General features: G+C 35.6%; 27 protein-coding genes. 7 read left to right on the forward strand and 20 right to left on the reverse strand.

All coding sequences use genetic code 11. The features are described from left to right. Positions 1-145: 145 nt before the first annotated feature. Both LDX54_RS05670 and LDX54_RS05675 read left to right on the forward strand, forming a co-directional pair. Positions 146-1018, forward strand: coding sequence for a LysR family transcriptional regulator (locus LDX54_RS05670; RefSeq protein ID WP_265666636.1), 873 nt, complete (start codon positions 146-148; stop codon positions 1016-1018). Positions 1019-1116: 98 nt separating this feature from the next. Further along, entirely contained in the window at positions 1117-2238 is a 1122-nt protein-coding gene (locus LDX54_RS05675) for an acyltransferase family protein (protein WP_265666635.1), read from the forward strand. A 59-nt stretch (positions 2239-2297) separates the two neighbouring features. Here LDX54_RS05675 and LDX54_RS05680 read toward each other — a convergent pair whose 3' ends face one another. The 7 genes from LDX54_RS05680 to LDX54_RS05710 all read right to left on the reverse strand — a co-directional run bounded on the left by LDX54_RS05680 (position 2298) and on the right by LDX54_RS05710 (position 9758). Further along, positions 2298-2924, reverse strand: coding sequence for a hypothetical protein (locus LDX54_RS05680; protein WP_265666634.1), 627 nt, complete (start codon positions 2922-2924; stop codon positions 2298-2300). A 103-nt stretch (positions 2925-3027) separates the two neighbouring features. After that, on the reverse strand, positions 3028-3210 hold the full coding sequence (locus LDX54_RS05685) for a hypothetical protein (RefSeq protein ID WP_122037689.1): 183 nt from the start codon (positions 3208-3210) through the stop codon (positions 3028-3030). Positions 3211-3234: 24 nt separating this feature from the next. Further along, positions 3235-4080 (reverse strand): MerR family transcriptional regulator, encoded by an 846-nt coding sequence (locus LDX54_RS05690; RefSeq protein ID WP_265666633.1) that lies wholly within the window; start codon positions 4078-4080, stop codon positions 3235-3237. 89 nt (positions 4081-4169) lie between these two features. Further along, complete coding sequence (locus LDX54_RS05695; RefSeq protein ID WP_265666632.1) at positions 4170-6194, reverse strand: FAD-dependent oxidoreductase; 2025 nt, start codon at positions 6192-6194, stop codon at positions 4170-4172. A gap of 657 nt (positions 6195-6851) precedes the next feature. Further along, positions 6852-7727 carry a translation elongation factor Ts gene (tsf, locus tag LDX54_RS05700; RefSeq protein WP_110446198.1) on the reverse strand — a complete coding sequence of 292 codons (876 nt, stop codon included), beginning with the start codon at positions 7725-7727 and terminating at the stop codon, positions 6852-6854. A 40-nt stretch (positions 7728-7767) separates the two neighbouring features. Continuing rightward, complete coding sequence (gene rpsB, locus LDX54_RS05705) at positions 7768-8571, reverse strand: 30S ribosomal protein S2 (RefSeq protein WP_110446199.1); 804 nt, start codon at positions 8569-8571, stop codon at positions 7768-7770. 155 nt (positions 8572-8726) lie between these two features. Further along, the gene (locus LDX54_RS05710) at positions 8727-9758 is read right to left on the reverse strand and encodes a GIY-YIG nuclease family protein (RefSeq protein WP_265666631.1); all 1032 of its coding nucleotides are present in this window, start codon (positions 9756-9758) and stop codon (positions 8727-8729) included. Between the two features lie 58 nt (positions 9759-9816). Between LDX54_RS05710 and LDX54_RS05715 the strand changes: the two genes are divergently transcribed. Continuing rightward, on the forward strand, positions 9817-10431 hold the full coding sequence (locus LDX54_RS05715) for a 1-acyl-sn-glycerol-3-phosphate acyltransferase (protein WP_174795366.1): 615 nt from the start codon (positions 9817-9819) through the stop codon (positions 10429-10431). An 82-nt stretch (positions 10432-10513) separates the two neighbouring features. Then, positions 10514-11689, forward strand: a complete 1176-nt coding sequence (locus LDX54_RS05720) for a cyclopropane-fatty-acyl-phospholipid synthase family protein (protein ID WP_265666630.1) — start codon at positions 10514-10516, stop codon at positions 11687-11689. 71 nt (positions 11690-11760) lie between these two features. Here LDX54_RS05720 and LDX54_RS05725 read toward each other — a convergent pair whose 3' ends face one another. The 5 genes from LDX54_RS05725 to LDX54_RS05745 all read right to left on the reverse strand — a co-directional run bounded on the left by LDX54_RS05725 (position 11761) and on the right by LDX54_RS05745 (position 17586). Beyond that, positions 11761-13161 carry an FAD-binding oxidoreductase gene (locus LDX54_RS05725; RefSeq protein WP_265666629.1) on the reverse strand — a complete coding sequence of 467 codons (1401 nt, stop codon included), beginning with the start codon at positions 13159-13161 and terminating at the stop codon, positions 11761-11763. Positions 13162-13434: 273 nt separating this feature from the next. Continuing rightward, positions 13435-15225, reverse strand: a complete 1791-nt coding sequence (locus LDX54_RS05730; RefSeq protein WP_265666628.1) for an ABC transporter ATP-binding protein — start codon at positions 15223-15225, stop codon at positions 13435-13437. 1 nt (position 15226) lies between these two features. Then, positions 15227-16981 (reverse strand): ABC transporter transmembrane domain-containing protein, encoded by a 1755-nt coding sequence (locus LDX54_RS05735; protein WP_187157479.1) that lies wholly within the window; start codon positions 16979-16981, stop codon positions 15227-15229. Positions 16982-17053: 72 nt separating this feature from the next. After that, entirely contained in the window at positions 17054-17269 is a 216-nt protein-coding gene (locus tag LDX54_RS05740) for a YneF family protein (protein WP_046325029.1), read from the reverse strand. 68 nt (positions 17270-17337) lie between these two features. Further along, positions 17338-17586, reverse strand: coding sequence for a DUF896 domain-containing protein (locus tag LDX54_RS05745; protein WP_046325031.1), 249 nt, complete (start codon positions 17584-17586; stop codon positions 17338-17340). A 142-nt stretch (positions 17587-17728) separates the two neighbouring features. On the opposite strand from LDX54_RS05745, the gene lexA reads away from it, so the two are divergent. Further along, positions 17729-18352 carry a transcriptional repressor LexA gene (lexA, locus tag LDX54_RS05750; protein ID WP_046325032.1) on the forward strand — a complete coding sequence of 208 codons (624 nt, stop codon included), beginning with the start codon at positions 17729-17731 and terminating at the stop codon, positions 18350-18352. Between the two features lie 37 nt (positions 18353-18389). Here the strand turns inward: lexA and LDX54_RS05755 are convergent, their stop codons facing one another. Next, complete coding sequence (locus tag LDX54_RS05755; protein ID WP_265666627.1) at positions 18390-18764, reverse strand: MerR family transcriptional regulator; 375 nt, start codon at positions 18762-18764, stop codon at positions 18390-18392. A gap of 59 nt (positions 18765-18823) precedes the next feature. Between LDX54_RS05755 and LDX54_RS05760 the strand changes: the two genes are divergently transcribed. Further along, positions 18824-19123 (forward strand): hypothetical protein, encoded by a 300-nt coding sequence (locus LDX54_RS05760; protein WP_265666626.1) that lies wholly within the window; start codon positions 18824-18826, stop codon positions 19121-19123. A 225-nt stretch (positions 19124-19348) separates the two neighbouring features. Here the strand turns inward: LDX54_RS05760 and LDX54_RS05765 are convergent, their stop codons facing one another. The 7 genes from LDX54_RS05765 to ylxM all read right to left on the reverse strand — a co-directional run bounded on the left by LDX54_RS05765 (position 19349) and on the right by ylxM (position 24107). Further along, positions 19349-20116: a nucleoside phosphorylase gene (locus tag LDX54_RS05765; RefSeq protein WP_265667652.1), complete on the reverse strand. Its 768-nt coding sequence runs from the start codon at positions 20114-20116 to the stop codon at positions 19349-19351. A gap of 97 nt (positions 20117-20213) precedes the next feature. Beyond that, positions 20214-20561, reverse strand: a complete 348-nt coding sequence (gene rplS / locus LDX54_RS05770; protein WP_034981588.1) for a 50S ribosomal protein L19 — start codon at positions 20559-20561, stop codon at positions 20214-20216. Between the two features lie 117 nt (positions 20562-20678). Further along, positions 20679-21404, reverse strand: coding sequence for a tRNA (guanosine(37)-N1)-methyltransferase TrmD (trmD, locus tag LDX54_RS05775; RefSeq protein ID WP_265666625.1), 726 nt, complete (start codon positions 21402-21404; stop codon positions 20679-20681). Beyond that, complete coding sequence (gene rimM / locus LDX54_RS05780; protein WP_265666624.1) at positions 21394-21909, reverse strand: ribosome maturation factor RimM; 516 nt, start codon at positions 21907-21909, stop codon at positions 21394-21396. The genes trmD and rimM overlap by 11 nt, the downstream gene beginning before the upstream one ends. 64 nt (positions 21910-21973) lie before the next feature. After that, on the reverse strand, positions 21974-22246 hold the full coding sequence (gene rpsP / locus LDX54_RS05785) for a 30S ribosomal protein S16 (RefSeq protein WP_038523039.1): 273 nt from the start codon (positions 22244-22246) through the stop codon (positions 21974-21976). Between the two features lie 87 nt (positions 22247-22333). Next, on the reverse strand, positions 22334-23761 hold the full coding sequence (ffh, locus tag LDX54_RS05790; RefSeq protein ID WP_265666623.1) for a signal recognition particle protein: 1428 nt from the start codon (positions 23759-23761) through the stop codon (positions 22334-22336). 4 nt (positions 23762-23765) lie between these two features. Next, on the reverse strand, positions 23766-24107 hold the full coding sequence (gene ylxM / locus LDX54_RS05795; RefSeq protein ID WP_122026180.1) for a YlxM family DNA-binding protein: 342 nt from the start codon (positions 24105-24107) through the stop codon (positions 23766-23768). Positions 24108-24471: 364 nt separating this feature from the next. Here ylxM and LDX54_RS05800 point away from each other — a divergent pair, with 364 nt between their 5' ends. Next, on the forward strand, positions 24472-25905 hold the full coding sequence (locus tag LDX54_RS05800; RefSeq protein ID WP_265666622.1) for an amino acid permease: 1434 nt from the start codon (positions 24472-24474) through the stop codon (positions 25903-25905). Positions 25906-25921: the final 16 nt, after the last annotated feature.

Below are 25921 nucleotides of genomic sequence, written 5' to 3' on the forward strand. Positions count from 1 at the left end.
ACCTCCCTGCCCAGGAAACAACCACAAACACTTCACGTTATCACCTCTTTGGATCTCACAATATTAGTTTAATCCCATTTAATAACCATTTATAATAGATAATAGGAATAATAGTTAACCAAAAAGTTATTAGTGAAGGTAAAAAATGAACTTAACAGGTCTGAAGTATTTTGTCAGTGTTGCAAGCCTTGGATCAGTTACTGAAGCTGCTAAAAGGGCGTTTGTAAGTGAATCGGCAATTAGTAAAACGATTAAACAACTTGAAGAAGAAATTGGGGTTAAGTTGTTTGATCGTCAAGGAAGAACTATTAAATTGAATCAACAAGGAAAGGTTTTTTACACGTATGTTTCTGACAGCCTTAATTTATTGAATCGTGGCATAAACGCTGTTAGGGTTAATTCTATAAACAAAACCAGTGAAATTAACGTACTTTTTACCGTAGGTTCTCCCTTAATTCCAATTATTGCTTTAAAAATGCAAAAATTACTGCCCAATGTCAGTTTGAACATTCATCAAAGGACAACCTTTGCCAAGGATCTCAAGCAATTCGATTTTATTATTTCTTCAAATAAGATCACCGATTTTACGACAATTCCACTTTTAAGAGAAGAAATTGTAATTGGCTGGAAAAGAAACTTTATGCGAAAAAAGAATATGTTTAATATTACTGAACTAGAAAATTTTACTTTTGTAGGTGAAAATGACGAAACAGAATTACAGCAAACTATCAATAAATTTATGCTCAGTAATGATTTAAAATTGAATTTTAAATACCAGTCAGATGAACCGGCGACTGTTAGAGAAATGATCATTGCTGGATTAGGAATAGGGTTTATTCCTTCAGTAACTTGGGGAGAATACTTTAAAAATTCTAATGCAATTGATATTGCCAGAATTATTCCTAAATCTCCTCATCGCATAATTTATTTAAACACGCCACACCAGACATTAACTGACACGCAAAGATTGTTCAGTAATGAAATTGCCAATGTATTAGTAGAAGCACAATCATATTAAATTACAGAAAATGAGCTTGCATTTTTTTAAAAAAGCGCATATATTGAATTTAACTTCTTAGGGATCTCACAAATCTACTAAGAAAGGTCTTAAATAAAATGGATAAATATCATTATCCGGCATACGAAATAGCTGACATAGGTGATTACCTAAAGGTTTTTGCTTGCAGCGCCGTTATGTCTCAACCAATAATGTCCTTAATTATGGGAGTGGGACAACCATATAATACGCAAGATATTTTTGGCGTTATGTATAATTTGGTTAAGTACACTGCTCCAGCATTTATCTTTGGCATTTTGTATACAACTATTCGTACTAACGATATAGCAGGCAATTTTTCATATCAAAAACATTTACGAGCAAACTGGTCAAATTTGTTTGTTCCTACAATCTGGTGGACTTTGATCTACTTGTTGGGAATGCCCTGGCTTCAGCAAATAAGAAAGTTCAATAATTTTGGTACATTTTGCTGGCAATTTGTCAACGGTAATGCTGCTCCTCATCTATGGTATAACACCATGATGTTACAATTTATAATTTTGATGCCAATTTTCTGGGGAATCAGTCGTTATGTTGCTAACAACGTAAAACGGGGTTTATCAGTTGCCGGTATTACGTTTGTTTTGTATTTTTTCTGGCTGTGGTTTTATGACTTTTACGTTTTTCATGGGCCACACGAAAAAAGTTGGTATCTGCTAGATCGTATTTTCATTTCGTTTGTGATTTACGGTGTTTTTGGTGTATTGGCGTGGCAATTTAGGGATTACGTTAACACGTTTCTATATAAGTTTTGGTGGCTAATTTTAGTTGTTTTTGCTGCATGTTTTTTCTGGACTAATTTTGAATTACATGGCTTTGGTCATCCGGTTCTTTTTGCAAACGCGCCTTATTATAAACCATCAATGACATTTTATTGCTTGGCTGTAATTGCTTTGATAGCTGCACTATGTTTATTTAACGTTAGACACAAATCAGAAACTTGTTTAAAAGTTTTTCACTTTTTAGCAACCTATGCCTATAGAGCATATTTATCAAATGTGTTTTGGAATCAACTGCTGTGGCGTGGCTTAAATATGAGTTATCATGCTGTTTATCACCCATTTCTAACCTTTTTTGGCATGTGGGTACTGACATGGACATTATCCTTCACTTCAGCATATTGTCTTCATACTTGGTGGTCAAAAGCAAAAAAGTTCTTAAGCGGGTTTAGTCTAAAATAATAAATATTTCTTACCAAAAAGCACCTTGACACTAAAAAGAGTCAAAGTGCTTTATTTTTTTACTTTTTTACTATAGAAGCAATGCCTGCCATAATATTTAAGTATTGTTTTTCATTTTCCACAAAAGAGTCATTGTTAACAATAATATCTGCTATATCCTTTACTTTTAGCGCTCCATGCTTGATTTTGAACTGATCCTTCTTTTTGGTGCGTTCTACTATTTCATCAAAAGTAAAATTCTCGCCGTTATCGATTGTTTGCTTTTTATATTCTCTTTGTGCGCGAACTTCAAGAGGCGCTTCAACGTAAATGTTCATCATTTTAGGACCCAGTTCGTTTTTAAGATAGACACCTAATTTCGAACGGTAGAGGCTTTCTATTGATGCATAATGAATATTTTCTTCTTGCATTTTACCTATTAAACGATATAAAAACTCTTTAAACACTTTTTCAGTGTCTTTGGCATAAAGATTGGTAAAATCTTGTTCTGATGGATGTCCAGTGAACTGATAATTACGTTCTATCATCATTTCTTTTTCTATTGCAATAATCTTCATTCGTTTAATACCAATGCTGTCAAAATAGATTCCAGCAGCTGATTTGCCACATTCACTTAATCCGCCCAAAGAAAACATACCTTTGACAAAATTTTTACGATTTTCAAAATCTTGCTCAGTAAATTCCATTTTCACGCCTCCATTAAAAACTAAAATACTGCGCTGTAAATTAACAGTGCAGTTTTAAAGTATACACGGAATGCTAATCTTTTGCAAGCGATTTCATGATAAATCAAGTGATTTTCATTACAAATTCGGCTCCGTCTGGTGTAGATAAGAAAATAGCTCCAGCTATTAACAAGAAACCGACCAAAAAAGCAATATATTTTGTTGTTTTAGAAAACCGACCAGCAAAACCAAGATAAATTAATATTGCTCCAAAGGCAAGACCTAAAACCATAATCCAAAACTTCATAAATTTCCTCCTATGTTACTATTTTCACCACTTACTTTTTATTGGTATCCAGGCCTCATCATATCTGATATGCTTTTGCGAATTATCTAAGACTAAAAGTAAGGAAGTTATGATATCACCATTTAAAAGATAATTATTTTCTTTTAAATAAGATCTTATAGAATTTAACCACCCCTTATTATCAATATTTTGAGCATTACCCACTACAACTGTATGCAAGCAAGTTTTGGAAGGGATAGTATTAACACGATTACTATTTTTTAAACCAAAAGCTTTGAAATATTTTTCGCTGATAATCATTTCAATTTCTGGTTCAATTTTTGATGTTTTATTCAAAATATCCTTTTTTCTGTAACGGATTGAGCCATTGGTTATTGGCATTAACTCATTCCAAGTGCGATATTCATCTGTTTGTTCTTGATTACTTTTATGAGGGCCGTCCATTTCTCGTAAAAACAATGTTTTTAATGTTGGTGATTTTGTTATTTCAAAAAAACTGTGATAGTTCAAAACTTTTTGTAAAAGCTTTATGTTGTGAGTCATTACTTCTATGGAGGCTTTAATACGGTCAAATTCTTTTTCAGAATCATGCAAATTTTTTACTAAAAACTTTAAAGCAATTTGTTCATTTGAAGCGTTTAATACATCCAGTGTGTCATTAAGAGTTAAACCCGACTGACTAAGATACCTAGCCATGAAAATTCGATATGTATCATTTAAATTAAACTGTCTCTGATTATTATTGCCTACTCTTTTAGGCTTGATTAATTTTTTTCTCTCATAATATTCTATGCCTTTAATGGAAATTCCAAAATACTTTCCCAACTGTGAAGAAGTATAAACATAGGGATACGCTTTATGATCTATCATTTTTCTACTTCCTTTGCATGCTTATAGCTATATTAAAGCAGAAAAAAAGGCTTTAACATATTTTGTCAAAGTCTTTTAAATTTTTTTAACTAGTTTTCATTCAATTTAGAAACGGCATCTTTAGCTGCAGCGCGTCCAAATACTCCACAATTTAGTAATGACATACCATCTCCAAAGTAATCGATTCCCATTACTCCACTGTCAGCACATGAACCGGCTGCGTATAATCCTGGAACGGGCTTTTCAGTATTATCGAGCACCTGACCGTTTTCATTAATTTTTGCTCCAGTATAACCATCAGTACAAATTTGTGGCATTCTTAAAATGTAAAATGGCGCAGTTATTTTGATCATATTTTTACTGTTTTTGTGGAAGTCCTCATCTTTTCCTTTTTCACAGAGTATATTGTACCGCGAAACTGTTTCTTTGAGGTTATCAGGATTAATTCCAACATCCTTTGCCAATTTTTCAAGATTATCTTCTTTATAACCAAAGTTTTTACCATGAATTGTCTTTTTGGTTAGGCCCAATTCCGTCATAACTGGATACTTTTCTGCCGTCTTCTGCCCATAAACGGCATAGCCTTCATCATAACCATTACGCCAGCATCTTTTAGTAAACTCAAATGTGAAATCATCTTCAGAAACCAGTCTGTGACCGCCACCATCAACACATAAGACATCATAGTTTGGTAAAGTAGGAGATTCAGGAATTGCCTCTGGGAATTTATCGCCAAAAGAGACACCGTAAAAGTAATACATAAATTGCAAATAAGGAACATTTATTATTTTGGCATTAACCTGCTTGAAAAAGTTCAAAGCTGATCCATCGCCATTGCCAACTATTACCTCTATATTGGTCATTTTAGGATTAAGTTCCTTAATTTTTGCCATATTTGCGGTATAAGAACCTGTTCCAACTATTACCGCTGACGCATAGATCGACAGTTTATCACCATCTACAGTAGTTGCTTTAACACCTTTAACTTTTCCATCTTCCACGATTAGCTCATCTACTTTTATTCCCAATCGCAGATCTACACCTTTTGCTTTGGCTGAATCAACCAGAGCATGAATTAAAGTGGTTCCCATACCTTTAATAGTGTGAGCGCGTTTTGTTAATCTTGGCTTTTTAGGAGCTATATTAACCACTTTATCCCATTTTATTCCCTGATTTTCTAAAAATGAAATATAATCTGCAGACTCATTAGCTAGCTTGCGTAACAATTTGGGTTCAATATTTGGCTCATCACCATAAACAGTCATTAAATCATTATAAAAGTCATCGGCTGAGTCCTTAATCCCCCTTCTCTTTTGTTCATCCGTATCAGCACCCATGACAAATCCTTGTGCACGGGTAGTAGAACTGCTATAAGTTTGTCCTGCTTCTAGAAGGATTACTTTAGCACCTTCGTCTGCTGCTTCAATTGCAGCACTAAACCCAGTTAAACCTGCTCCAATAGCTATAACATCTGTATGTATTTCCTTATGCTTAGCAACAGGTTTTTGAATTTTGCGATTTGTAAAAGACTCAGGGTTACCACCCGCTTTTGAAATTGCTTTTGCAACACCAGAAATGTATGCATTTGAAGAAACTGTTGCACTAGTGATCACATCAACAGCAGTAGACTGATTTTCTATTATTTTATTTTTTAACAAATCAAATGCCATTCCGCCAATTACTGGCGTATCAGTATATTCTGGCACAACAATATTTGTTATTTTATTATCTTTAAATGTGACATTCATCAAAGCCCTGCCAGTACCAGGCAGTCCCTGGTTTTCTTTAAAAGACTTTACTTCAACTGTATAATTACCATCTTTTACAGCAGTTTCTGTTTCGGCTTCTACACCATTAAGCTGATTCTCAATATCTTTTAGCGCATCATTAAAACCCTTAGAGGTTCTGGAAGCACCAGAAACAGCATCTACTTGAAAACTCTTACTTTTATTAGCTGCAGTAATTAATTTGGGTAAAGCCTTTTCGCCGATATCTTGGCTTTCATTACTTGAAACTAACTCTATTTCACTTAATTTATTGTCAGCAAATTCTCCTTTTAAAACTATCTGACTCTTAAATCCCTGGCCTTTACCTACAAATGATTTCTTAGTCATCTTTAAATCTCCTTATTAAATATCTTTTACAAATTTATTTTAATTGATGAAGTAACTTCATCGTCAAGATCATAAGTGATAAAAGTCACAATTTTTATAAAAAAAGTATCTTGCTGCCAGTGCAACAAGATACAGTGCCAATTTTTATAAAAGCTCTAGCACTTAAATACATTTCACTTTCCTATGTGATTTTCATTATAAAGTCCGCTCCGTCTGGTGTAGCTATAAAAATGGCTCCAGCTAACAGTAAAAATCCTGCTAAAAAAGCAATATATTTTGTTGTTTTAGAAAGCCGACCAGCAAAGCTAAGGTATATTAGTATTGCTCCGAAAATTAGTGAAAGAATCATAACCCAGAAACCCATAAATATCACCTCGTTATAAATAAATCTAGTTATAAACAAAATTTTGTCCTTTAATAAATACTGCACTAATTCTAAAAGAAATTCCGCAATAAATGTAAATTGCTTTTAAAAATAAAAGAAAATTTAAGTTTTTTTGTTGAGATAGCTGTTTATTTTATACGTTATCTTGTTTTTTCTTATCATTTAGGCTTGATTAAGATTTTTGTTACCTTAAAATGAGCGTTCAACTGAATACAAAAAGCCCTCATCAATAGAGATGAGAGCTTTTCATCAGATAATTTTATCAAAAATATCTATTTCATTTGTTCTTTTACTTCAGCAGCAAAGTCTTCTTGCTTCTTTTCAATACCTTCGCCAACTTCGTAGCGCTTGTAGCCGACAACTTCGCAGCCTTCTGATTTAGCATATTCTGCTACAGTCATGTCGCCATCTTTAACATAAGGTTGGTCTACTAAACAAATTTCACTAAGATACTTGTTTACTCTACCTTCAACAATCTTAGGAATAATCTTAGCAGGTTTGCCTTCATTTTCAGTTTCCTTAGTGAAAACTTCTTTTTGACGATCAAAGTCAGCCTTTGGTACAGAATCTTTGTTCAAGTATTCTGGATTAATTGCGGCAACGTGCATGGCAATGTTCTTGGCTGCTTCTTCACTGTTTCCTTTTAAGGTAACAACCGCAACAATTGCACCACCATTATGCTTGTATGCACCAAAGACTTCGTCATCATTTTTAGTAATTAAATCAAATCTTCTTAAAGTGATTTTTTCACCAATAACTGCTGTTAAATTAGTGATAGCATCACCAATTGTTGAATCAGCCAGCGGAGCTTTCAATGCTTCGTCAACGTTTGCTGGTTTCGCTGCCAAAATAGCTTTGGTAACATCGTCTACCAACTTAATAAATTTATCATTAGATGAAACAAAGTCAGTTTCTGAGTTGACTTCAACCACAACTGCATCGTTGCCATCAAAAGCATATTCAGCCAGGCCTTCAGCTGCGATACGACCACTCTTCTTAGCAGCTTTAGCAACGCCATTTTCTCTTAAAATGTCAATTGCTTTTTCAATATCACCATCAGCTTTAACCAAAGCCTTCTTGGAATCCATCATGCCGGCACCGGTGCGGTCACGTAATTCTTTTACTTGTTTAGCAGTAATACTTGCCATTATTTTCCCTTCCAAATAAAAACTTATTGATAATTAAAAACTAGTCTTCATCTGCGTCAGAAGTTTCTTCAGCTTCTACTGCTTTTTCTGCATCATTTTCAGTATCAGCATGCTTTTCTTCTGCACCCTTAGCCATTTCAGCCTCGGCATCATCGTCATCTTGACCTTGTTTACCTTCAATAACAGCGTCAGCCATGGCACCAGTAATTAAACGAATTGCACGGATAGCATCATCATTTGCAGGAATGACTACGTCAACTGGATCTGGATCAGTGTTAGTGTCAACCATAGCAACAACAGGGATACCAAGAATGTTAGCTTCGTGAACAGCAATCTTTTCTTTCTTAGGATCAACTACGAATAAAACGTCAGGAATTCTAGGCATATCTTCAATACCACCTAAGAATCTTTCCAATTTATCCTTTTCTTTAGTCAAAAGAGAGGCTTCCTTCTTTGGCAACACATCAAATGTGCCATCTTCTGACATCTTCTTCAAATCTTTTAATCTTTGTACTCGGCTTTGGATAGTCTTCCAGTTAGTCAAGGTACCACCTAACCAACGTTGGTTAACGTAGTATTGACCAGCACGAGTAGCTTCCTCAGCAATTGAATCTTGTGCTTGCTTCTTAGTACCAACAAAAAGAATAACTCCGCCATTTTGAGCAACGGCTCTAACAAAGGCATAAGCATCATCCAACATTTTGATGGTTTTTTGCAAATCAATGATGTAAATACCATTTCTTTGGGTGAAGATATAAGGAGCCATCTTAGGATCCCATCTTCTGGTTTGGTGACCAAAATGGACACCAGCTTCAAGCAATTGTTTCATTGAAACTACTGACATATTAAATTCCTCCTACGGTTTTAATCCTCTCAAGCGGTCATTTCAGTATTTCACCATTGTGTGGCACCAAAATACTGATCGCCCTTGATGTTTTCTACATATATGCTAAAACGCATACGTTAAAATAATACTAGATTATTGCTGAAGATGCAAGGCTAAAAGTCAACTTTATGCTCTTTTAAAAACTTTTCTTTCCATAATCTGTTATGGTGTTTAAACCAGTATTCTCTCTTAAGTGCCAAATTTTTATCTTGAAATTCTTCATGATAAATTAATTTTACTGGTCTGCGTGATTTAGTATATTTAGCACCCTTACCGTTGTTATGAGCCTCTAATCTTTTTAATAGATCGTCCGTAAAGCCCCCATAAAAGCTGCCATCGCTGCACAACAAAACATAAAAAAAGTATTTTTTTAATTTTTTCCTTTTGACCTTATCTTGTTCAGTCTCACGAATGATACACTGAATAGCGGGAAGATAATTGCCTTGTTGATCGTGTACTTCAATTGCATCCTTTAACACTAGTCCGTCGCTACCTGTATGTTTAACGGCTTCAATAATTATTAAATTGCAGTCTTCTCCGCGATGAGAAACGTATGGCTGGATCACTTTTATACTCAAATCATGCTGAAGACAAAAATAAGCAATTTCGTTTAACCGCTCAGGCCTATGAACCATAAACATTTTTCCCTTCATCTTAAGCAGGCCGCTTGCTACAGCAATTATTTCTTCAAGATTAATTAAGATCTCGTGTCTAGCAATGGCTTTTGCTGGATCAGGATTGACTTTATGATTTGGTGCCACTTTAAAATACGGTGGATTTACGACAATAACATCATAAGAATCTTTTCTTAAAAATTTGGGGGCATCCTTAACATTTTCTTGAAAAACTTGAATCCTGTTTTCCATATGGTTTAATGCAATAGATCGTCTTGCCTGTGATGCCACTTCTTTTTGAATTTCAATTGCATCATATTTAGCACGATTAAAAAAAGCCATGTATATCGTAGCTGCACAATTGCCGGCACATAAATCAGCTACTTTAGAACTGTCTTTGATAGCATTTTTTGCGGCTGCCGCTAATAACAGCGTATCTAAAGAAAAACTAAAAGAGGTTTTATTTTGAATAATTCGTAAATCATCACTATACATATAATCAATGCGTTCATTTTTCAATAATTTTGCCATAAAAATTTGTCCTCTTCCTCAGCTTTGTTATAATATTCTACATCAATTGGAGGAAATTATGTTTTATCATTTTATTCGTCCCGTAGCTCGCTTTATAGTTTGGCTATTAAACGGACATCTACACGTTAATCATAAAGAAAGAATTCCAGAAGGCAACTATATTTTAGCAGCACCGCACAGAACATGGTGGGAACCAATATTGTTTGCACTTGCCGCTAGTCCCAAAGAATTTATGTTTATGGCTAAGATAGAATTATTCAAAAATCCCATATTGCGCTTTATCTTAAAGCACGCACATGCTTTTCCTGTTGATCGGAAACATCCTGGACCTTCAGCTTTAAAAACACCAATTAAAGGTTTGAAAAATGGGAACTATTCACTAATTATTTTCCCCTCAGGTACCAGACATTCAGCTGAAATGAAAGGTGGCACTATTGCTATTGCCAAACTGTCGAATAAGCCCATAGTCCCCGTCGTTTATCAAGGTCCCCTAACCTTTACCGGATTGTTAAAGAGGCAACCTTTGGAAGTTTGTTTTGGCGAACCATTCATGGTTGATCGTAAAACTAAGCTTACACATGAAAATGAAGCACAGATCGATAACAAATTAAAAAAGGCCTGGGATAAAATTGATTACGAACAGAATCCAAATTTTCATTACCATCCTCAATAAAAAGAGATAGTTTTACATAAAAATTATTTTATTCCGGTGTTAGAATATTAGTGTGAAAATGTCAGACGGAGGATTTTGAAAATTGTTAGAAAAAACTTTTTACAGAACAATGTTAAGTAAGTCTTTTCCGTTCCCTGTTAAAGTAACTTACTGGGACGGTAAAAGCGAAATATATGGAAACGGTACTCCGAATATTGAGATTATTTTTAACGAAAAGATCCCAACCAGCGCTATTTCTAAAAATGCTTCTTTAGCTCTTGGAGAAGCATATATGGATAAAAAAATTGAAATTAAAGGGAGTTTGCAAAAATTAATTTGCGGAGCTTATGAAAGTGCTGGAAGCTTTTTGCGCTCCAGTAAATTCCGTAAATTTTTACCAAAAGAAAAGCATACAGAAGAACAAAGCGAAAAAGATGTTCAACGTCATTATGATATCGGTAATGACTTTTACAAATTATGGCTCGATCCTACTTTAACTTATTCCTGTGCTTATTTCGAAAATGAAAATGATGACCTTGAAACTGCGCAGTTGGCAAAAATACATCATATTCTCAACAAATTAAATCCGGAAAAAGGGAAAACTCTGCTTGATATTGGTTGTGGTTGGGGAACACTCATGCTGCTAGCTGCAAAAGAATACGGCCTAAAGGTGACTGGTGTAACCCTGAGTGAAGAACAATATAAGTTAGTGCAAAAGAAAATCTATGATCAAAACTTACAAGATGTTGCTGAAGTTAGGTTAGAGGACTATCGCGAATTAGGCAATCAGCAGTGGGACTATGTAACTTCTGTCGGCATGTTTGAACATGTTGGTAAAGAAAACTTAGGCCAATATTTCGGAGATGTTGCAAAATACTTAAAGAAGGACGGAGTCGCTTTAATTCACGGCATTACTCGCCAGCAAGGTGGTGCTAAAAATGCTTGGCTTAATAAGTACATTTTCCCGGGTGGTTATATTCCTGGCTTAGCAGAAAATATTGACCATATTATTGCAAATAATATGCAAATTGCAGACATCGAAATGCTAAGAAGGCATTATCAAAAAACTTTGGAAATTTGGGATCATAACTTCAACAGCAAACGAGATCAAATTCAAAAGAATATGGGCGAACGTTTTACCCGAATGTGGGATCTATATTTACAGGCTTGTGCTGCTTCCTTTGAATCGGGAAATATTGATGTTGTGCAATATCTCATCACCAAAGGACCATCTGGTAAAAATTTACCTATGACTAGGAAATATATGTTAAACAAGTAAAAAATATTACATAAAAAAAGCTGATAAAACAAAATTTATCAGCTTTTTTAATGTTAAAACAAGAAAATTTTTTAAGGTTCAAAAATTTTTCCTGGGTTGATAATATAATTAGGGTCAAATAGCTTTTTAACTTCACGCAATAAATCAGTATATTCTTTGCCGTAAAAGTCTTCAAAGTAATTTGCTCTAGCATAACCAATACCATGTTCACCTGACATATTACCATCAAGAGATTTAGCAGTCTTATATAGTTCAGAAATAACCTTATTGCTAGTCTTGACATATTCTTCATCTGTCATATTGTCAGAGCAAAGGTAGATATGCAGGTTACCATCGCCTGCGTGACCAAAGTTTGGAATGCGAATATTCAGCTCTTGCTCAAGTTCTTCGATGCGGTCCAAAACTACAGGAATGTGATTTATTGGTACACAAACATCTATTTCGTCCATTTTTGGAGTGGAATTTTGAATTGCTAAAAGCAATTCTTCACGACATTGCCAAATTTTCTTGGCTTCTTCGGAATCAGCACCCAGGACAACAGCTTTTTCAGCTTTAAACGGCTTTACTACTTCCAAAGTTTCCTTCAGCTCCGCCTTCCACTCATCTTCAGTAAAGGCATCAATACCAATCATAATGAAGCCATCACCTTTTTTAAGTGGAAATTCATCTTTAGCATATGATTCCCATAATTTAATTACTTTACGTCCCATAAATTCAACAGTTGTTGGCACAACACCTGATCTTAAAATAGCCGGAACGGATTTAATTGCATCATTTAGAGTTGGAAATGGAATAATAGCATTTATTGACTTGTGAGGTTTTGGATATAACCGGATTGTAACTTCCGTTATAACCCCAAGAGTACCTTCAGCACCGATAAACAAATCTTTTAACGAATAACCTGACGATGATTTAACTGCTTTGGAGCCAAATTTATATAACTTGCCATTTGTCAAAACAGCCTTGATCTCACGAATATGCTCTCTCGTTACACCGTACTTTATAGCCTTAAGACCACCGGCGTTTGTTGAAACATTTCCTCCTATTGTAGCCCAATGCATAGCAGGTGCTGGCATATAAACAAATGGCTTATCAGCACAAAACTCGTCTAGGTCCTTCAACCTGATTCCTGCTTGAACTGTCATTGTCAAGTTTTCAGGATCGTATTCTAAAATCTTATTCATCTTGATCATATCAAGTGAAATTCCGCCATCAACTGTCAAGTTAGCTCCCATTAAACCAGTGGAATTACCTCTTGGAACTAAAGGTATTGAGTGGTCACTTGCATATTTAACAACGTTCATGACTTCTTCATTAGTTGTCGGTTGAATTACCAAATCTGGCATTGCCCTCACAGTACGAAATTGGTCATGATCCCAGTGCTTTGTGGGATTAGTAATAAATCTTTCTGGATCTGAGATAAATTTTCTTAAATTTTCCAAATCAGTTTCATTGATTTTATGATATTCCATTATAATTCCCTTCTTACTAAAAAGCATAGTATCCTATGCTTATAAATTAATTTACTCTATACTGCAAACGCTGTCAATAGTGTATATATTTATAACGTATATAAATATTTTCCAAGTTAAAAGTCCATTAAAAGTTTCAATTACACTTCTTTAATCCTAGAAAATAAAAATAAAAGCTTTTAATTTGGTTTCTTTTATTAAAAATAGACACAATAAAACCTCCAAATTGAAATAATTTGGAGGTTTTATCAAAGCTTTTAATCGAGTACCTTTTTACTTTTGACTGTTCTGTAATGTATACAAGTTATAATAATAACCCTTTTGTGAAAGAAGCTCTTCGTGATTACCCCTTTCAACGATTTTGCCGTCATTTAATACAATAATTTGATCTGCATCCACAATAGTTGAAAGTCTGTGCGCAATAGCAAGAGTAGTACGACCCTTACGAAGCCGTTTCAAGCCCTGTTGAATAAGTGTTTCGGTTTCAGTATCAACATTTGCTGTAGCTTCATCTAAAACTAAAATTTTAGGATCAGTAACTAATGTACGTGCAAATGAAATCAGTTGTCTTTGTCCTTGGCTAAATTCACTTCCTCCTTCACCCACTTTTGCATGATATTTACCGGGAAGATTTTCAATAAAGCCGTCCGCTTGGACAGTTTCAGCAGCCTCTTTTATTTGTTCATCAGTAATATCTTTATTATAAAGACGGATATTTGAATTTATATCCCCATAAAACATGAACGGCTCCTGCAATACCAGGCCAAGTTTTTTACGCAATTCAGCTTTAGGATACTTTTTAATATCTACACCATCAATTAAGACTTCACCCTGATAGAATTCATAAAAACGCATCATCACGTTTATAATTGAACTTTTGCCTGAGCCAGTATGACCTACAATACCGAGAGTTTCACCGGGATTAACGGTGAATGAAATATCATGTAAAATTTCGTTTTTACCATCGTATGAAAAACTGACGTGCTTAAATTCAATTTTTCCTTGTGTTATTGTCAGGCCTTTTTCAGCATTTTGTTTAGGTTCATAGTCAGTATTATCCAGAATCCGGAAAATTCTTTTGCCCGCAACGATACCGTCCTGGAAGAAAGTCATTTGATCCATCATATTAGCGATTGGATTGAAAAACTGTGAGATGTACTGTGAAAATGCGTAAACCACACCAGCTGGTACAAAAGTTTCCCTTAATGGAAAACCAAAGTACATTAAAGTTAAAGCAAGGGCGAGTGAATACAGTAAACTAGTCAAAGGGGAAAGCAAAAGAGAATTAAGATTTATCATATTAAATCTTGTTTTCATTAAAGCTGTATTTTCATCTTCAAAATGATTAGTCATACGTTGTTCCTGCTTAAATTGCTGGATTAACGAAACTCCTTCGATTGACTCATTCAGGTTAGTATTAATGCGACTCAATCGCTCACGGTAACTGCGGTAAAGTTTGGAACTTCTTTTAGAATATTGCCATATTATTACCAAGAGTAAGGGCAGAAAAGCCAACACAATCAGCCCAGCCATCACATTTGTTGAAAACATTGCCACCATGGCTGAAATGATTGAGAAAAACGACATTACAACACTAGATAAAACGGTAAGAAAATTACTCAATGTCATAGTATCATTAGTTACTCTTGAAACTATCGATCCAGCCGGAGTTTGATCAAAGTAGCGCATTCCCAGAGTATGTAATTTTTGATACAATTCCGCACGCAAGCCTTCAAGCGATTTTTCAGAACCTAGGGCAAAGAAGTACTCGTATGTGAATTGTAAAATTCCTTTGACAACTGAACCAAAAGCATAGAGAAAACCAGCAAATAATATTATTTGAGTGGTTACATCTGCTTTTACCAAAAAGTTATCTAAAAAATACTGTAAGCCATATGGCAGCAGAACATTAATTATACTTACTAAAAGCGCTCCAATTCCGGCAATAATCATTTCGTTCTTAAAATGCATTACAAAACGCAAAAGGCGCTTAAAAATGCTGAGCTGTTCTTTTACTGGTATTTCTTGAGACCAAACAGATTGAAATGAGTTTTCATCATCCATCTTATTCACCCACCTTGTCTTCTAATTCCTGTCTTTGCCACATATCAGCGTACCAGCCATCTAGTTTGAGTAACTGATCGTGAGTACCTCTTTCAACAATGCGGCCGTCTTTTAATACTAAAATTAAATCGGCATTCATGACAGAAGTAAGTCTGTGTGTCGCAATTAAAGTTGTCTTGCCTTGTCTTTCTTTCTTTAAAGAATGCAAAATAGCCATTTCTGTTCTGGCATCAACAGCAGAGAGAGCATCATCTAAAACTAATATTTGACTGTGCTTAAGTAAAGCTCTCGCAATCGACATCCTTTGCTTTTGCCCACCAGAAAGTGAAACACCATTTTCACCAACCAGGGTGTTGTAGCCACCCGGCATTTCTAAAATGTCATTGTGTAAATCACTCTTTTTTGCGGCAGTGATAATTGCATCCTTATCACTATCTGCATTTGAAAATGCAATGTTCTTTTGAATACTAGTAGAAAATAAATAATTATCCTGCGGTACATAAGAAATTTGCCGCAATAAAACATTAAGTGGAATTTCTCTAATATCATACCCATTTAGAGTTATCTGGCCATCATACTTGTCAAATTCTCTCAGCAAAAGCTGAATTATAGTTGTTTTACCGGCTCCAACTTTACCAACAAGTCCCAAAGTTTGTCCCGTTTTTAGAGTAAAATTAATATTATTCAGCACTTGAACATTTGGTTCATCCGGATATGCGAAAAATTTAACGTGATAATCAAGATCCCCTGCTATGTCCTTAGCCGAAATCTTTTGATCTGCAAATTTATCAGTAATTTCTGATTTTTCTTCCAGCAACTTTTCTATACGGTCGTAACTGGCACTACCACGCTCTAAGATATTAAAAAGATAACCAATCGCAAACATCGGCCAAACCATATTGCCAATATATGCAATAAAAGAAACCAGTTGACCAATGGTAAGAGCTTTATTGAAAACCAAAAGACCACCATAAATAATGGTAATAGTATAGGTTAAACCAATAAGCAATGTTCCTAAAGGATCAAACAGTGAATCCCATTTAAAAACTTGTTTATTAATTTTAATGGTGTCTTCAACCATCTGGTCAAAAGCGGCAGTATCTTCTTGACCCTGACCAAATGTTTTTAAAACTTTAATACCTGAAACTGATTCCTGCGTTTTATTATTCAGCCTTGAAAAAGCCGCTTGGGATTTGTCAAATGCATCGTGAAGCCTGTCACCTAATTTCCAAGCTCCCCAAGCTAGAAATGGTAATGGCAAAAGAGCAACAATCGTCAGGCGCCAATCAACAAATGCAATCATTGCAACCATAGTCGATACACTCATGATAAGAGAATCCACCAAAGTTAAAACACCTTCACCCGCAACTTCCTGGACAGCTGAAACATCATTTGTGGCATGAGCCATTAAGTCCCCGGTTCTGTGACGTTGATAAAAAGTACGATCCATCGCCATAAAGTGATCAAATAATTTCGATCTCAATTGCAATTCAAGTTCAGCAGCTCCACCCCATATTTGTCTACGCCAAAAATAGCGAAAGCCATAAAGCAAAAGAGCGGAGAAAATAATAGCTAAAATTAACAGACTATATTCTTGCCAGCTAATGTGACCCTTATCCAATTGATCTGCCATTAAGCCTAAAATTCTCGGTGGTACTAAGTTAACAACAGATGTAAGTGCTAAAAATGTAATACCGATGAGGTAACGCTTTTTCTCTTTTTTAAAGAACCATCCTAATTTAAAAAATATTCCCATTATTCACCTTAAAATTCAGTAAAAAAGCGGAGAAATTATTCTCCGCCGCACTAATTCAATCTAGTAAAATTGTTATTTTTGGTGCTTCATCATGTTCATCACTTGGTTGACCTTCTTAGCCGAAGGCTTTTGGCCCATTTGAGACATCATAGCAACAATCATATCTTCACTGATTGGCGGATTATCTTTAAAATATTTTTTCATATATGATCTAGCACCATAGAAGCCCCCTACAAGGCCCAATAATAGTGCAATCACAATCAGAAAAATCGCTAATCCTAAATTCATAAAAAATCACCTCAATTTGTCCAATAGTTATATCTTACCTAAAAAATAAGGAAAATTAAAGATCAAAGTTAATCTTTTCTTAAACCTTTTTTTCTTTGAGCTCGCTTTGCTTTCTCAGACGTAATTTCCTTACCATTCTTGTCAATTATGACTAAATTTTCAACATCTTGCTTGAAGCCAGCTCTAAAATTTTTGATAAATTCCTGGTGTAATTCCTTACGTTCTTTCTCTTCAGCTTCAGTTAAGCCTACGGATTTCTTTTTGTGATAAAGCTCATTAATACGATTGATTAATTTTTTTTCGGGATCTTCACTCATCTTTGCACCTCTCAATTAAAAAATTCTACCTTATTTTGGCAACGAAAAAAAGTATAAATTTTTAGAACGTTTGTTTGCATTATACGAAATATTTTGCTAAAATTAAATATATAAGAAAACGTTTATAATACTGGAGATAATTATGACAACTAAACAAAATACTAAGCAGTTGCAAATTCTACGCTATATATATGAAACAGTTGAGGACAGAGGATTCCCTCCTACTGTACGCGAAATTTGTCATGCTGTAGATTTATCTTCAACTTCAACTGTACACGGCCATTTATCTAGGCTAGAAAATAAAGGTCTACTGATCAAGGATGCCACCAAACCAAGAGCTCTGGAAATAACAGATGAAGGTAAAAAAGCAATTGGCGTCCAGCCGAAAGAAATTCCCGTAGTTGGTGATGTCACAGCTGGTCAACCGATTTTGGCTGTTGAAGATATAGAAGATTACTTTCCCTTACCTCCAGATCTGGCAAACGATGCCGGAGATCTTTTCATGTTGAGAGTTCATGGTGAAAGTATGATCAACGCTGGTATCTTAAACGGAGACAATGTCATTGTCCGTAAGCAGTCTTCAGCAATCAACGGAGAAATTGTAGTGGCTATGACCGATGAAAATGAAGCAACTGTAAAACGATTTTACAAGGAAAAAGGTCACTATCGATTGCAGCCTGAAAATGATACGATGGCACCGATTATATTGTCAAGTGTTCACATTTTAGGTAAGGTAGTTGGTCTATACCGTAATACTATTATTTAACAAAAGAACTTTATAGCATTATTGGGATAAATAAAAATTATTTTTTACGAGTTTCAATAATGCTTTTTATTTGCAAAATTTCTCCTACTTCTTCTAGCACTTTTTTCTGCATTTTTAATTTGTTTATTTTTGCATTTATAACAGCGATTTTATCCTTAATTAACTTTAAGTTTTGTTTACGCTGCTTTTCAGTACTACACGACTCATCGTGTAGTTTTTTTATGTCCTTTATTTCTTGAAGTGAAAAGCCTAAGCCTTGGAACTCTTTAATTGCTTCAAAAGAATCAGTTTCGTTTTCAGTAAACCAATAGTTTTTTCCCTTACGACCAGGATTTAATAATTTTAAATAGATATAATGTCTAACGGTATCAGGTGTAGTATTTTCCTTTTGAATAAATTCTTTCAAATACATAATTATTTCCTTGACGTTGGGTCGACCCCAGATGGTTAAATTTTTGTGGAGGTATTAAAATGTCATATCTTACAATTTTATTTAATATTATATATAGTGTTATCATGATCAGCGCCAGCTTTCTATCTTTTACTAGTTTGCCAATTTGGCTAATCATGATCAACGTTTTGTCCGCATTAGGCATTATTGCCGGAAGTTTTCTAAAAAAACCACTTTTAACTAGTATATTTCTAGTAGCAGTTTTACTTACCGCTCTAGCAAATGGAATTTTTCTTTACGGACAAATCACTTGGTCTCACTGGTTTATCAGACTTATTTTGACTATTATTTTGATTTGCTTGAACTTTAAGTATTTTTAGATATTTATCTAGCAAAATTCCTGTTAATAGTCAAGCGTAACTTCTCAAAATACTGTCATGATGGCAAGAAATTGACTTTCCACAACTAATGCTTTAGATCTATTCACAAACTTTATATTGAAAATATACTTCAAAATGTTGTTTCTAAAGCTTTTATGTTATTTGCTTGTGAATTGTGTGGCTGTTTCACTTTGGTTCCACAGCAGTATTTTTTCACAAACTTGGTTAAATTTCCTTAATAATATTTGCTGCCAAATTGATAGCAGTCTCATGAGCATCCCTGCCCCAGCCTCTGTCATCATGTTTTTCTAGGTCTTTAAGAGAATCCGCTGTAAATAATATTTGTGCAAAGTCGACCCCTCTAAATTGTGCACACGCAGCCATTGCTGCACATTCCATCTCTACACAAGAGGCTCCCAACTCTTTAGCCTGCTTTACTTTCTTGACAGTTTCCCTAAAGAAGCCATCAGTTGTCCAGGTAGTTACTTCTTCAACCTTAAGACCTTCTTCTTTCAGCAATTTTTTGGTCTTAGTTAAAAACTCTGACTTTAAGTCAATATATGTTCCTGGTTTCATATAGTGGAAAGAAGTGCCCTCATCTCTAATAGCTTTTGTAGGCACTAGAAAATAGTTTTCTGGTAAATCAACTAAGCAGCCTGCTGATCCTATTGCTAAAATTTGTTTAACACCATAGCTTATTAACCAATCTAATAGCTCTACAGCAGCTGCAGCACCTATCTTTGCCTGACAAAAAGTAATTTTTTGTCCGTCTAAATCAACCTCATAAATTGGAGTTTCTCCTTCAAAGCAGTCAAAGCAACCCAACTTTTTATGAGGATAACGAGCCAAAAAAGCACTGATCACAGCAGGAGTTAAAAATGCAAACAGCAACTTGGGCTGAAAATGAAAGTTATTAATTTCTTGTTCGTGATCTGGTTCTAAAACAGCCCTCGGATCAGTATCAAAATTTAACATAAATGGTTCTTTCATAATTCTCCTCCTCAATAAAAATATATTGCTAAAGATTTTAACATAAACAAAAAAGAGAATCATCCCTTTTGGAAATGATTCTCTTTCACTTAAGCGTAAATTAACGACGCTTTTCTGCAATTCTAGCAGACTTGCCGTGACGATCACGTAAGTAGTAAAGTTTAGCACGACGTACACGACCATGACGCAATACTTCAACTTTAGCAACACGGGGATCGTTTACAGGAAAAGTACGTTCTACGCCGACACCAGATGCCATTTTACGCACTGTGTAACTGGCACCAATGCCAGTGCCCTTACGCTTGATAACTACGCCTTCAAACATCTGAATACGTTCATGTGAACCTTCGACAACACGCACATGAACACGAACTGTGTCCCCTGCACGGAAGTCAGGTATATCATCACGTAATTGTTCTTTAGTTAATTCTTGAATTAATGGATCCATTTTTATTTTCTCCTTCTGCGGCATTCATTAGCGTTTTCTACGTCAGCGGAATACCCCTAACTATTAGTGCAAAATAAATTTACACCTCAATCATACTAGCAAAAATACTAGGTAAAATCAAGTTTGATCTTCTTCTTGTTTTATTTCTGCCATCATTTTTTCTTCTTCTGCACTTAAAGCATGTTGCTCAAGTAAATCTGGTCTGCGTAAATAAGTTGCACGCAATGCTTCTTTATGACGCCACTGCGCAATTTTTTGGTGATTGCCTGAGGTTAAAACCGCAGGAACTTTCATTCCTTGAAAATTCTCCGGTCTAGTGTATTGGGGATATTCCAGTAACCCATGAGCAAAGCTTTCCTCTACTGGTGAAGCATCATTACCTAAAATTCCGGGAATTAACCTGACTGTAGCGTCTATCATACTCATTGTTGGCAGTTCACCACCTGTCAAAACATAATCACCGATTGAAACAATTTCATCAGCCAAATCATAAACGCGTTGATCAAAGCCCTCATAATGTCCGCAAATAAATGTGAGATTTTCTGCTTGAGACCAATCCTGCGCCATTTTTTGATTAAAAGTTTTACCCTGCGGCGCGGTAATGATTACTTTGCCCTTATTTTTAAGTGCATCAAGTGCTTTTTTGATCGGCATAATTTGCAAAACCATACCAGCACCCCCACCATAAGGACTGTCATCAACGTGATGGTGAATATCAGAGGTAAAATCACGAAAATTGACTAAATTGAGCTGCCATTTGCCATCATCTAGCCCACGCCCAAGCATCGAAGTCGTGAGCGGGGTAAACATGTCAGGAAAAAGAGTCAATACATTAATCTTCATTGCGTAATCCTTCCAAAAGTTCTACAAATATCTTTTTATGTGCAATATCTATTTTCTTAACTACTTCATCAATATAGGGGATTAAATATTCATTACCATTTTGTTCGGTAACTTCCCAGACATCGTTTGCACCGGGAGTCTCAATACCAGTTATTTTACCTAAATCATTGCCTGACTGATTATCTATGACTGCACAACCCAAAATATCGCGGTAATAATATGCGCCATCAGGCAGGTCATGTTGATTTTGCTTGCTGACAACTAGCGTTTTTCCTAGCAATTTTTCAGCGCTATCAATATCAGTTATTTCATTAAATTGCACTAGCCAAAATTGCTTAAAAGGTCTACCGCATTTAACAGTTAATTTGGTTTGCGGATTATCCTTTAAAGCTAGTTCTTGGTTTGAGGCAAAGCGTTCTTCAGGAAAATCAGTAATCAGAGCAACTTTTACCTCTCCTTTTAGTCCATGGGTAGACAATATATGCGCAACATCATAAAATTGCATAGTTTCTCCTACTCAAAGAAAAAAGCTTGAAGCAGTTGACTTCAAACTTTTAATAAACGATTCACTATTTATTGAACTTTGAATCATGCAGCTTCTTCATTAAGCCTGCACCTGAAAGTAGTGAACGTACAGTATCTGAAGGTTGTGCACCCTTCTTTAGCCATTCAAAAATTTTATCTTCATCTAATTTCAATTCCTTAGGAACGGAAACTGGATTATAATAGCCAACTTCTTCAATAAAACGACCATCACGTGGCATTCTGGAATCAGCTACAACAATTCTGTAAAATGGTTTTCTCTTGGCACCCATACGGCGCATACGAATTTTTACTGACATAAAATTATTTCCTCCTAAAAGTTACGTTAAATAATATAGCACGTATTTTTAAAGGTGTAAAGTGTTTTTACTTAACAGGTGCTTTTTTTATGAATGATACCTCTTGACCTTCATCCGTTTTTTCTTATTCTTCTTAAATTTCTTCCCCATGTGACGCATAGCCATTCGTCCCATTGGTGAATTCATTCCGGGCAAATTATCCATTCCCTTAAAATTACCCTTGGTAATTTTACTCATCATATCTCGGGCTTGTTTAAATTGCTTAATCATTCTGTTGACTTCAACAATTGGCCGACCAGAACCAGCGGCGATTCTCCTTCTGCGACTTGGATTGAGCAATTCGGGATTTTCTCGTTCTTCTTTAGTCATAGATGAGATGATCGCTTTTATGTAGACAATTTGTTTTTTATCAAAATTAACATTTTTAAGCTGGGGATTGTTAGCCATTCCTGGAATCATCTTCATCAATTGATCAAGAGGACCCATTTTTTCAACTTGTTCAATCTGATCGACAAAATCGTTGAAATCGAAGGTATTTTCCTTCATCTTTTCAGCAACTTCTTCAGCCTTTTTAGCATCATAATCCTGCTGGGCTTTTTCAATTAAAGTCAGCATGTCGCCCATGCCCAAGATTCTTGATGCCATCCGGTCAGGATAAAACGGCTCTAAGTCAGTTAATTTTTCACCCTGTCCGGTATAGATAATCGGTTTCCCAGTAACCGCTCTGATTGACAGTGCAGCACCACCACGAGTATCGCCGTCAAGTTTGGTTAAAATCACTCCCGTAATATCTAAGCGGCTATCAAAGCCTTTGGCAACATCTGTTGCTGCTTGACCTGTCATTGCATCCACTACCAGCAAGATGTTGTCTGGCTGAGCAACGTTTTTGACTCGTTCAAGTTCTGCCATTAATGGTTCATCAATTTCCAAACGACCAGCCGTATCAATGATGACATAGTCATTTTTATTTTTATCAGCTTTGTTTAACCCATTTTGGACAATTTGAGCGACGTCTTTTTCGTCTCTTTCACTATAAACAGGGACTTTTAACTGGTCACCAATTTGCTCAAGCTGGTCAATGGCGGCTGGACGATAAACGTCGCCTGCAATTAACAGCGGCCGCGCTTTTTCTTTTTGCATTAATCTGTTAGCCAACTTGCCCACTGTGGTAGTTTTACCAGTACCTTGCAATCCTACCATCATGATAATAGTGGGAATGTGCTTAGACTTGTTTAAGGTTACGGCACTTTCCCCCATCATCTTGGTTAATTCGTCATTAACGATTTTAATAACCTGCTGACCGGGATTAAGGCTTTCCTGAACCTCTTTACCCAAGGCTTCTTGTTTAATCTTTTTGATAAAATCTTTAACAACCTTAAAGTTAACGTCAGCCTCAAGTAAGGCCAGTCTGATTTCTCGACTAGCGCTGTTGATATCTTCTTCAGATATTTTCCCTTTACCGGTTAAATTTTTTAAAGCTTTTTGAATTCTCTCACTTAAATTTTCAAATGCCATAGAATTATTCTCCCCTCAGTTGGTTTATTAAATCGGTAGTTATTTGCAAAGCTAGGTCTGACTTCCCTTTCTGAAGTGCAGTCGTAACTTTAAGCAATTTGTCTTCTATCATGTTGTAATCTCTTTGCATGTGCAATTTATCTTCGTATTTTTTAAGCAGGCGCCGGCAACGACGCAAATTGTCGTATACAGCTTGACGAGAAACTTGATGGTTAAGAGCTATTTCTCCTAAAGATAGGTCATTATAATAATAATCTTCAAAATAATCTTGTTGACTCTTGGTTAAAAGACTACCATAGTATGCGTATAGATCGCCTAGCATTTCATTTTTTTCAAGTTCGTCCATTACTCTCACCTTGAACCAGTATAGCAAAAATGTCAGAAGTTGACGATCTTGAAAGCCAAATTTAAGTAAATGAAAAATATAAATTCTTGCTTTCTGAAATGTAAATCTGTATCATTATTTTTAATTTGGTTTTGGGGATACGTATGTCAATTTTTGAATAAATTATCCCTTAAAATTCTAAAAACGGTACATATTATTATATAATTTCGTACCGTTTTTTATTTGGAATCTCTGCCAAAATATCTGAATGAGGTAAGTTAGTAACAACTGTTTAACCCGTTCGCATTTAAATATTAGCAAGTGCTTTTAAAAACGCAGTGTATTTTCAAACAAATTATAAACTAAAGTTAAGGGGTAGTTTAATGTGAATTTATGGCAATTAATGAATCGCAAAGAAGATCCAGGCATTTATCAAGAAAAAGACGGTCACTTAGTTAGAACGCTCAAGGTGCGTGACTTCCTGGCACTTGGTGTGGGCACAATTGTTTCTACTTCAATTTTTACTTTGCCTGGAGAGGTTGCGGCTTTACACACCGGTCCAGCCGTCGCCATATCATGTGTGATAGCATCTGTTGTCGCTGGTCTGGTAGCGTTTGCTTATGCAGAAATGGCTGCTGCTATGCCTTTTGCAGGCTCTGTTTACTCATGGATTAATGTTATTTTCGGTGAATTTTGGGGCTGGTTTTCAGGCTGGGCTTTACTAGCAGAGTATTTGATAGGAATGGCTTTTATCAGCTCCGGTTTGTCAGCCAATTTGCGTGCACTAATTGCTCCACTCGGCTGGAAACTACCTGCTAGTTTAGCTAATCCATTAGGTGTCAATAGCGGTTTATTAGATTTGGTCGCTCTATTAGCCATTTTATTAGCAGCCTTTCTAGTTAGTTTTGGCGTTTCTAAAGCCTCTAGAGTTGAAAATATTCTAGTAGTTGTCAAAGTGCTCGCTATTTTACTTTTTGTCGTTGTTGGCTTAACAGTTATCAAAAAAGCTAATTTTATTCCTTTCATACCTCATTATCGCGCCACAAGTCACGGCCCTTTTGGAGGTTGGCAAGGAATCTATGCCGGAGTTTCAATGATTTATATCTCCTTTTTAGGCTTTGATACAATTGCTTCAAACTCAGCTGAAGCTGTTAATCCCCAAAAGACTATGCCACGTGGAATTATCGGCTCATTGTTAATTGCGGTGGTGCTTTTTGTGGCTGTGAGCTTGGTTTTAGTGGGTATGGTTCCTTACCAGCAATATTTAAATTCTGCTGAACCAGTCGGATACGCTTTGAGAACAGCCGGTTTTACTCACATAGCCACCATAGTACAATCGGTTGCTATTTTAGGGATGTTTACAGCTTTGATCGGCTTATGTATGGCAAGTTCCCGCTTGGTATATTCATTTGGCCGTGATGGTATGATTCCTAATAAACTGGGTAAATTAAATAATAATCACCGTCCCGCAAACTCATTATGGACTGTGGCAATAATTGCGATTATTATTTCAGCTTTTATTCCCTTTTCATTTTTAACACAATTAGTTTCTGCCGGTACTTTGATAGCTTTCATGTTTGTTTCAATTGGCATTTACCGTTTGAGACCACGTGAAGGGAAAGATATCGCCGACCCGGCATTTAAAATGCCCTGGTACCCAGTTCTGCCTTTCTTAGCTTTCCTTGGCTCTTTTGCTGTTTTTTGGGGATTAGATCTGCAAGCAAAGAAATACATGTTAATCTGGTCACTAATAGGGATTGTCATCTATTTTGTTTATGGTATTCGTCACTCAGCCATGAACAAAATCAACAAAAATTGAATCATTTAGCTATAGT

Origin of the sequence: Lactobacillus sp. IBH004, from assembly GCF_026185255.2 — a bacterium.
Lineage (GTDB): Bacteria > Bacillota > Bacilli > Lactobacillales > Lactobacillaceae > Lactobacillus > Lactobacillus melliventris.